Source organism: Streptomyces europaeiscabiei (assembly GCF_001550375.1).
Taxonomy (GTDB): Bacteria; Actinomycetota; Actinomycetes; order Streptomycetales; family Streptomycetaceae; genus Streptomyces; species Streptomyces europaeiscabiei.
In genome coordinates this window covers 1-8,406 of sequence record NZ_LRTR01000216.1, presented here as the reverse complement: position 1 = coordinate 8,406, position 8,406 = coordinate 1, and the positions used below count along the sequence as shown (strand labels likewise).

Sequence of the window (8,406 nt, the reverse complement as noted above, 5' to 3'; positions counted from 1 at the left end):
GATGCTGACCGCGCCGGAGGCCATGTTGTTGGCGGCGCCCAGCGCGACCGTGCCGCCGGAGGTGCCGCCCAGGGCGGCCGTGGCGGGGACGATCAGCTTGAGCAGGGCGGGCAGGGCGAACACAGCCATGATCAGCATGCCCATGCCGGCGATGACCTGGTTCAGGTCCTTGGTGTCCTTGGTCATCGAGGTGGCCGAGTAGATGATCAGGGCCGCCGCCGGCTTGTACAGCAGCCAGGCCGCGAGCCAGCCGATGTGCTTCTTCCACCAGCCCTCGCCCCACCCGGTCATCGAGGAGACGGCGGCCAGCGGCAGCGTGCCGACCAGCATGATCAGGACACCGATGCGGATGTACATCAGCACGATCTGCACGAAGCTCGACAGCATCACCAGCAGACCGAAGATCAGCACCAGACCCGGCTGGTTGAGCGTCAGCACGCCCAGCATCTCGGCGGCCTTGTCACCGAGGTCGGCTCTCGCGTACACGTCCTTGGCGTAGGCGTCCGACGCCGTCATGAGGGCCGTGACCACGGGGACGGAGGCGGCACCGACGAGGATGACCTTCCACATCCCCATGAACGCCTGTTTCATCGACTGGCCCTTGCGGTCCACGGCCATCCGGATGGCGGCGAGCAGCAACGAGGCCACCGCCACGTAGGCGACGATCCAGTTGATCTCCGCGGTGATCTGCCCGATGGGACTGCCCGAGGTGGCCTGCCCGTGACCGCCGCCGTTTCCCGTCGGGTCGTTCACGTCGATGTTCAGCCAGACGCCGTTCAGCGCCTTGAGCACCTCCGCCGCGCCGTCGCCGATCGCCTTGGCGAAGACGACCACGGCACCCTCGGTGAACTGCTTTCCGCCCTCTTCGATGAGGCAGTCGTAGATCTTCCAGGAGCAGGCCATCTCACGCCTCCCAGGTGACGAAGCCGTCGGTGCCGCTCACCTGCGACACACCGCTGTACACCGTGCCGTCCGGGTCGGGGGAGAGCTTCCAGTCGCCGTCCCGCCAGCGCACGGTCACCGAGGCGGAGCCGAAGCCGCCGTCGCCCATGCCGCGCACCAGGACCATCACGGTCGCCTGCGTCTCGTCGTACGACAGGACCGTGAAGCCGGCGTAGCCTCCGGCGTCCGGCGAGCCCGTGGTGGACTTGTCGGCCTCCTGGGAGCGGCTCGCGATCAGCGCGTCGCGGCCCGCCCCCGGCACGACCTGCCGGTCGACGACCTTGCGCCAGCCGTCGTAGCTGAGGTGGTCGGTGATGGAGTGGGCGGCCATGACGGCCCCCAGCGGGGTGTGCGCGAAGCAGGACCAGACCGGTCCGTCGTACTTCAGCGGGCCCGCCGCCTTCGAGACCGGGACCAGACCGGTGCCGTTGGCCTTCCAGTGGAAGTCGCGCGGCGCCCCGGTGGGCTTGGCCTGGTCACGGTCGTCGGTGCGGCAGCCGGCGGGCCGGGCGTCCGAAGTCCCCTTGCCGTCCGGCGACTTCGACGTCGAGGTCGAGGTCGGCTCCGGGTTCGGATCGCCGGACGAACCGGCCGGCCCCTCGCCGCCGTCGCCCGTCACCGCGAAGAGGACCGCGAGGACGAGCAGCACCACCAGGAACCCGGCCGACAGGATCCAGCCCCGCTGCTGCCAGAACGGCTGCTCCCACTCTCCGCTGCCCCCTTGGGGCCGGCCGGAGTTCAGCATCGTCGCTCCCCCTTTCGACGTGCTCGGTCGGCTAGAAGACGAAGTTCACGAGCGGGCCGGCGGTGGCGACCAGGACACAGCCGCCGAGGACCATGCCGAGTCGGCCCATGTGCTCCGAGCCCTCGCCCCGGCGCATGGAGATCGCCATCATCGCGCCGGTGATCAGCACACCCGCGACACCCGCGGCGGTGCCGGCCCAGGCGACGATGCCGAGCACGGTGTCGACCTTGCCGGTGAGTTCGGCGGGGGCGTCGCGGTTGGGGTTGGGGACCGTGCCGTCGGCCAGGTAGAGGGACTGATGCGCCTTGGCGGCCATCGCGTGCAGCATGTGGTTTCTCCCCGTTGTCTCGATCGGTCCGCCGTGGGCGGCGGGCCGACGTCAACTGATGTGAGCGGATGGGACAGTGGGATGCTTTCGGGCCGGCGTGAGGTGCCCGGGTTCCCGGTCGCCCTGTGAGCTTGGCGACTCCTGTGAGCCGAAACCAAGCGATGTAGTGATCCAGCACCTGTCGGTGACGTGCTCGTGACAGACGGGAAGCTCTCGTCATCTCCGGGACAGTGACGTGTCGTCAGGAAGGCGGGGACCTGCGGCGAAGGGGCGTGGCTCGTAACGGTGTTCGTCATCCGTGTCCGTCATCGGTTCGCGATCGGTGTTCGCGATCACCCTTCGTCCCGAGGCGGTTCAGGGGCGGTTCAGGTACGACAGCGGCCCGCCGGTTCACGAGGAACCGACGGGCCGCTGCGCCGTCCCGCCCACCTCTTGCTGCAGCAGGAACCCGACGATCTAGAGCAGGAACCCGACGATCGGCCCCGCCGTCGCGCCGATGACGCAGGCGCCCATGACCATGGCGAACTGGCTGAGATGCTCGTCGCCCTCCCCGGACCGCAGCGAGACGGCCATCCGCGAGCCGACGATCAGCAGCCCGCACACACCGGCGGCGGTGACCAGCCAGGCGAGGATGTTCAGCACGTAGTTCAGCTCGTTGGTGACCACGGCCGGAGGTGCGGCCAGCGTCGTGGCGGCGGCGTACAGGGTGCTGCTCATGGGGTCCTCCCGGTCAGACGGGCCAGCGCCGCGCTCTCCCGCGGCGGCGGTCCGGTGAGATCGCCGGTGCGCCAGGCGGGCACCCAGGGCACGCGGTAGACGTCTATGACGGAACCGATCACCTTCACGCGCTGTACGAGCTGCCGGGGCAGCCGGCCGGGCGCGTCCGCGACCAGCACGATCGCGTCGAGGTCGAGCCCCGGCGGCGCGTCGCCCCGGCGGAAGATGTCCAGGGTGTGCGAGACCGCGTCGAGCCCGGCGGCGTGCGTGCGCCCCACCAGGAGCACCGACGCCGGTTCGCCGTGTTCGGGACGCGGCCAGTTGCGGCCCGTGTCATGGCCGCCGAAGACCGTCGCGAGGGTGGTGCACCCGGCGCCGCCGTGCGTGGCGACCCAGGAGAACCGCCGCGCGCTCGCGGTCGCCCGGGGCGGCGGGTCCTGCGGCCGTGCCTCCGGTTCCATGACCGGCCCACGCACCCAGATCTCCGGCCCGGCCGCCGCCTGTCCTGTGCCCGGCTGCATCACCGCATCACCGCTCTCCACCACTCCCCGTTTCCGCCGCTGATCGCAGCAGTCTTCCTGAGTCCGGCGTGCCCGTCGCACTCCGGCGCGGTGCTCGCCGCCGGATCCGCGTCCGGCGAGGCGCCCACCCCCGATCTTCACGGCGTGCGGGCGGCTTGGGAATCGGGACGTGAGTTCCTGCGACGAGCCTGTGACGCGCTGGTGACGCACGGAACGGGGGTGAGCGGCGAGACTCGTCCGACTGGACTCAAGTGGCAGGAACATGACTGAACTTCGCCGCTTCGACGTTGAGGGGAGCAGATGTCCAACGGGGGAGGGTCCGTCACGACCTGGGTCGTCGGCGGCTGCGTGGCGGCGGTGATGATGCCGGTGGTGATGATGGTCGCGGTGAGCGGGGGCAGCGAGGCCGAGGCCGAGGAGCAGGGGGTCGGCGGTGGCCTCAAGTCGGGCCAGGTCCCGGCGGAGTACGTGCCCTGGGTGCTCAAGGCGGGCGCCATGTGCGACGTCATCAAGCCGGCCGTGATCGCCGCGCAGATCGAGGCCGAGTCGGGCTGGAACCCGAACGCCAAGTCTCCGGTCGGCGCCGAGGGGTTGAGCCAGTTCATGCCCGGGACCTGGCCGAGCTGGAGCAGGGACGACGACGGCAACGGCCGCATATCCCCGTACGACCCCGGCGACGCGATCATGGCCCAGGGCCGCTACGACTGCGCCCTCGCCAAGCAGGTCCAGGGCTACAAGGACCGGGGGCAGGCGACCGGCGAGACCCTCGACCTGGCGCTCGCCGCGTACAACGCGGGCCCGGGCGCCGTGCGGCAGTACGGCGGCATCCCGCCCTACACCGAGACCCAGAACTACGTCGTCCGTATCAAGTCCCTCATCGCCAAGTACGAGTCGGTGGACGACCCGCCGGGCAAGCTCCCGGACGGCAGGGAGATGGCGCTGCCGCTCTCCGGCAACCCGCCCGTGACCTCCCCGTACGGCTGGCGCATGCACCCCATACTCGGGGTCCGCAAACTGCACACCGGCACCGACTTCGGCGTGGCCGAGGGCAAGCCGGTCCTCGCCGCCCGCGACGGTGAGGTCACCTTCGCGGGCTGGACCAACGGCTACGGCAACCGCGTCGTCATCTCCCACGGCACCATCAACGGCGACCGCATCTCCACGACCTACAACCACATGCTGAGCGGCCTCGGTGTTCAGGCCGGCGACAAGGTGAAGGTCGGCCAACGGGTCGGCCTGGTCGGCTCGACGGGCTACTCGACGGGCGCACACCTCCACTTCGAGGTGATGCAGAACGGCGCGTACGTGAATCCGGCGCCGTGGTTGGGGCTGTAGCGATGACGAGGGTGATGGGGGCGCGGCGCTCTGCGTGGACGACGCGGCCCACGTGGACGACGCGATCGGCGAGGAAGGACACTGAGGTGAGGAGGGGGACGAGGGTGAACGTGATGCGCGATGCGCGCGGCGGGCGCGGGGGGCGTGACGAGCGCCCCGGGCTGGACGCGACCGCGACCGGGACCGGGGGACTCGGCAGGGCTCGCAGGGCGGGCGCGGTCGCGCTCGCGACGGTGACCGGTGTGGCGGTTCTCGCCGCATGCGGCCTGGAGGACCACCGCGAGACGGCGGGCGGCACCACGGCCTCGTCCGAACCGCCCTTCACCCCCAAGGCACCCCTGCCGTCCGGTAAACGGCTCGGCCCGGACGCGCACGTCCCGAGTCCCACGGGCGTCGACGACACGGACGCGACCGCCGTCGCCGAGGCCTGGGTCGAGGTCGCGTACGGCCACGACACGAAGTACGACACCGGCCCGCACGACGCCGTACTGCGCTCCGTCCGCTGGTTCACCGCGGCCAAGGCGAAGGCCGAGCGCTCGTACCGCCCCGCGAGCGGCGCGGGCGACCAGTGGAACTCCTGGGCCGCGCACGAGGCGTGGACCACCGTCGAGGTGGAACCGGACGACGACGGTGACGCACCGTCCGACTCCTCGCGGGACGCCTACCGCGCCCTCTTCGTCGACGGCACGGCACACGGCCGCGACGGCTGGACCGGGACCGGCCCCCAGGCCACGGTCTATGTGAAGCTGGCTCGTTCGGGCAAGGACGAGCCATGGCGGGTGGACGAGGTGCGTACGGTGGAGGCAGAGGTGTCGCCACCGGACCCGTCAGGCGCGGACTCCGCCGCCTCGTCCACCACCTCTCCTTCTCCTTCTGCCCGACCCGAGTGAGGGAACGATGACTCGACTCAGCCGCGAACAGAAGCGGGAACTCAAGCGCGCGGGGCGTGCGTCGGCCGGGCTGACCCCGATCGACGTGCGCGTCTCCGCCGAGGCCGGTGCGAGTGTCGGCGGCATGCCGGTGCCCCCGGCCGCCGGGGAGTCCCTCCAGGCCGCCGCCCTCGACTACCTCCACCGCCTAGCCCTCGCCACCGGCCACCCCGTCCTCGCCACCGTCCACGACGAGCGCATCGGTTACGTCGTCCCCCTCCGGATCCACGTCGACGGCTCCAGCCAGTACGCCGGGGAACCCGTGCGGGTGAACGAGCCGAAGGGGTTCGCGGGGGCGCCGGGAAGCGGGGGAGGCCCTCGGGCCGGGGCCGCGCACGAGAGTGCCGCCGCGCCTGCCCACCTCGGTGAGGAGGCGGCCCGATGGGCGGCACCGGAGCCGTCGGCGCCCGTGCAAGGGCCCCGCCGTGACCGGTCGACCCATGTACTGCGCGCGGTGCCGGAGTCGGCAGCCGTCGAGCCGGGACTTCCGGAAGAGCAGAGCCGGTCGAGTCGGCCCACGGGTACGGCACCCCACACACCGTCACCGCCGCAGGCCCACCCGCATCACCAGGTCCAGCCGGAGCCGCAGTGGCGTGCCCAGGCCCAGGCCCAGCATGCACCGCAGCCGGACGTACGGCCGCAGGTTCAGGGCGAGTGGCAGCCGCAGTCGCGGCCGCACGGACAGTCGCAGCCGGACGGACAGCCGCAGGACCAGGCCCAGGCGCGGCCGCAGTGGCAGGCCCAGGCCGACCGGGAGCCGTCGGCACCCCCCGAGCCGCAGCCGCAGCCGCAGGCTCAGCCGGATGTGAACCCGGGGGCCCAGGCTCGGCCGGAGCCTCAGTCGCCCTCTCACCCGCAGCCGAAGCGGGAGCCCAGGACGCTCCCGCTGTCGGCGGCGAAGCCCGCGCCCGCACCGGCGCCCTCCGCACCGGCGCCCTCCGCACCCACGCACGCGCCGGAGCCGGGCGCTGCCGAGGTGACGTCGGACCAGCCCTCGGCGGAGCCCACGGCGGAACCCGTGGCCGCGGTGGCCCCGGAGGCGAAGCGAGAGCCCCGGACGATGCCGCTCACGGCGGCGAAGGAGAAGCAGGGACAGCCGGCGGAGCCGGTGTCGGGCGGGGTCCCGCCGTCGACGTTCGTGCTGCGCGCGGTACCGGAACCGACGGAGGGGCCCTTGGCGAAGCCGCAGCCGCCCCGCACGCCGGGCCTCCCGCTGACCCTGCCGGGCATTCCGGCGGACCCGGGCAGCAACCCCCCGACACCCGAGCCCACCCGCGAGGCCGCCCCGACCACCGGCACCGTCTCACCCCCGACGGGCGAGTTCGGCCCGGCACCGGACCCAAAGCTGCCCGCGCCCCCGGCAGGGACGACCTCCCGGACCTGGCACCCGGACCAGGCCGACACCCCGCCCGGGACCCCGGCGAACGCCCCACATCCGGCCCCGGCCTCCCTGGAGCCGCAGCCGTGGCCCCCGAGCCGGATCCCGGCGCCCGTGGGGGACTTCGCGCACGCGCCGGATGTCGAACCGTCTCCGGAGCCGCAGTCGTGGACTCCGGACGGGACGGCCCCGGTGCGGCCCCTCGCCCCCACGCCGGACGCCGTGGCCTCCCCGGAGCCGAGCCACGTGTCGCTGAATCCGCAGCCCTGGCCTCCGGCCCAGGCCGACGGCCCCTCTCCGGAGCCGACGTACGAGGCGACACCGTCCTGCGACTCGGGTCCCGCCTCCCTGGAGCCCCAGCCCTGGCCGCCGACACCGCCCCCGATGCCGCTCCACACGACGGCCCCGGTTCCCGCTCCTGAACCCGTACCCTTCGCGCCGGCCCCTCCGGAGGAGTCCGCGACGGACGCCTACTCCGCTCCCGAGTGGACGGTGCTGGAGGAGGACAGTGCGCCGAAGCCCGCGCCGGTACGGGAGTTCGACGCGGTGGCCGAGGCGGTGCTGGACATGCCGGAGGAGGACGGCGGTACGGCGTCACCGTTCGCTGAGCCCGTGTCACACATCAACGAGGCGGTGAAACTGGGCCGCATCCAGGAGGCCGCGGAGATGGCCGAGCAGACGGTCGCCCAGGCGATGGCGGCGCTGGGCCCGCAGCACCAAGAGGTGTTGAAGCTCCGCGAACTGACCGCCTACATCGCCTACCTGGCCGGCGACGCGCTCCGCTCCTTCCACCTCTCCCTCGACCTGGCCGTCCTCCGCCACCGTCTGCGCGACCAGCGTGCCGCGTACGGCAACGTCCAGAGCGCGGCGGCTGCCTGGCGGGCGGTCCGCGACCCGCTCCAGGGCTTGCACCTGGGCCGCGACCTGATCGCCGTCTGGGCCGACCTCGCCGCCGACGTCGGCCCCGCCGCCGACGACCTGGAACAACTGGAAAAGGCCCGCACCCGCATGACCCGCCTCACGGAACGGGCCCGCGTCCTCGACGGCGCCCCCTACGCCCATGGCCAGTGACCCCGGCCGAAACCACCGCGATGGCCGGGCCGGCCGGCCCGACGGGCAGTCATGGGGTGGGGTCGGCAGCCGCCCCGACGGGACCGTCCGCCGGGCCGGCGGACGCGGCGAGGAGTACCAGGGCGGCTCCGGCAGCAGTAACCGGGACCCCGCCCGCCACCTCGCCCCTGCCCCCCTCCGCGACGCGGCCCGCCGCCGCTCCCCGTACCCGTCCCCCGAAAGCCCCAGCCCCAGCCCCCGAGCCGAGGTCACGTTCAACGAGCTGACCGGCACCATGAGTTGGCGGGCCCTCGACCGATCGGCTCGCGTGTCCGGGGCCCAGGACGGCGACGCCCGCACCCCTCACCGCCGTACGCCCGAGGCGGCCCTCCGGAGCGCCCGCGCCGCAGCCCTCCGTTCCGCCGGGCTGGACCCCTCCCGCGCCCCCGCGCAGGGCGACG

Annotated in this window: 8 protein-coding genes and 1 pseudogene; 4 read left to right on the top strand and 5 right to left on the bottom strand. The window is 72.9% G+C overall.

Going from position 1 to position 8,406, the window contains the following annotated elements; translation table 11 throughout:
- The 5 genes from AWZ10_RS10695 to AWZ10_RS10675 form a co-directional block, all read right to left on the bottom strand.
- Positions 1-903: hypothetical protein (locus AWZ10_RS10695; protein WP_060890946.1), on the bottom strand; the 903-nt coding region annotated here is incomplete at its 3' end.
- A gap of 1 nt (position 904) precedes the next feature.
- Positions 905-1,687, bottom strand: a complete 783-nt coding sequence (locus AWZ10_RS10690) for a DUF8175 domain-containg protein (RefSeq protein ID WP_046703964.1) — start codon at positions 1,685-1,687, stop codon at positions 905-907.
- A gap of 31 nt (positions 1,688-1,718) precedes the next feature.
- Complete coding sequence (locus tag AWZ10_RS10685; RefSeq protein WP_037693804.1) at positions 1,719-2,015, bottom strand: hypothetical protein; 297 nt, start codon at positions 2,013-2,015, stop codon at positions 1,719-1,721.
- A gap of 456 nt (positions 2,016-2,471) precedes the next feature.
- The gene (locus AWZ10_RS10680; RefSeq protein ID WP_046703963.1) at positions 2,472-2,732 is read right to left on the bottom strand and encodes a hypothetical protein; all 261 of its coding nucleotides are present in this window, start codon (positions 2,730-2,732) and stop codon (positions 2,472-2,474) included.
- A complete protein-coding gene (locus AWZ10_RS10675; RefSeq protein WP_060890945.1) occupies positions 2,729-3,277 on the bottom strand; it encodes a DUF6668 family protein in 549 nt (182 codons plus the stop codon). The genes AWZ10_RS10680 and AWZ10_RS10675 overlap by 4 nt, the downstream gene beginning before the upstream one ends.
- 276 nt (positions 3,278-3,553) lie before the next feature.
- Between AWZ10_RS10675 and AWZ10_RS10670 the strand changes: the two genes are divergently transcribed.
- From AWZ10_RS10670 to AWZ10_RS53600, 4 genes and pseudogenes are all read left to right on the top strand, one after another.
- Positions 3,554-4,588 (top strand): peptidoglycan DD-metalloendopeptidase family protein, encoded by a 1,035-nt coding sequence (locus AWZ10_RS10670; protein ID WP_046703961.1) that lies wholly within the window; start codon positions 3,554-3,556, stop codon positions 4,586-4,588.
- Between the two features lie 113 nt (positions 4,589-4,701).
- On the top strand, positions 4,702-5,478 hold the full coding sequence (locus tag AWZ10_RS10665) for a hypothetical protein (RefSeq protein WP_234361095.1): 777 nt from the start codon (positions 4,702-4,704) through the stop codon (positions 5,476-5,478).
- 7 nt (positions 5,479-5,485) lie between these two features.
- Positions 5,486-7,966 carry a hypothetical protein gene (locus tag AWZ10_RS10660; RefSeq protein ID WP_060890944.1) on the top strand — a complete coding sequence of 827 codons (2,481 nt, stop codon included), beginning with the start codon at positions 5,486-5,488 and terminating at the stop codon, positions 7,964-7,966.
- Positions 7,956-8,406: pseudogene (locus AWZ10_RS53600) on the top strand (hypothetical protein); the annotation flags it as partial. The gene AWZ10_RS10660 and the pseudogene AWZ10_RS53600, both read left to right, overlap by 11 nt.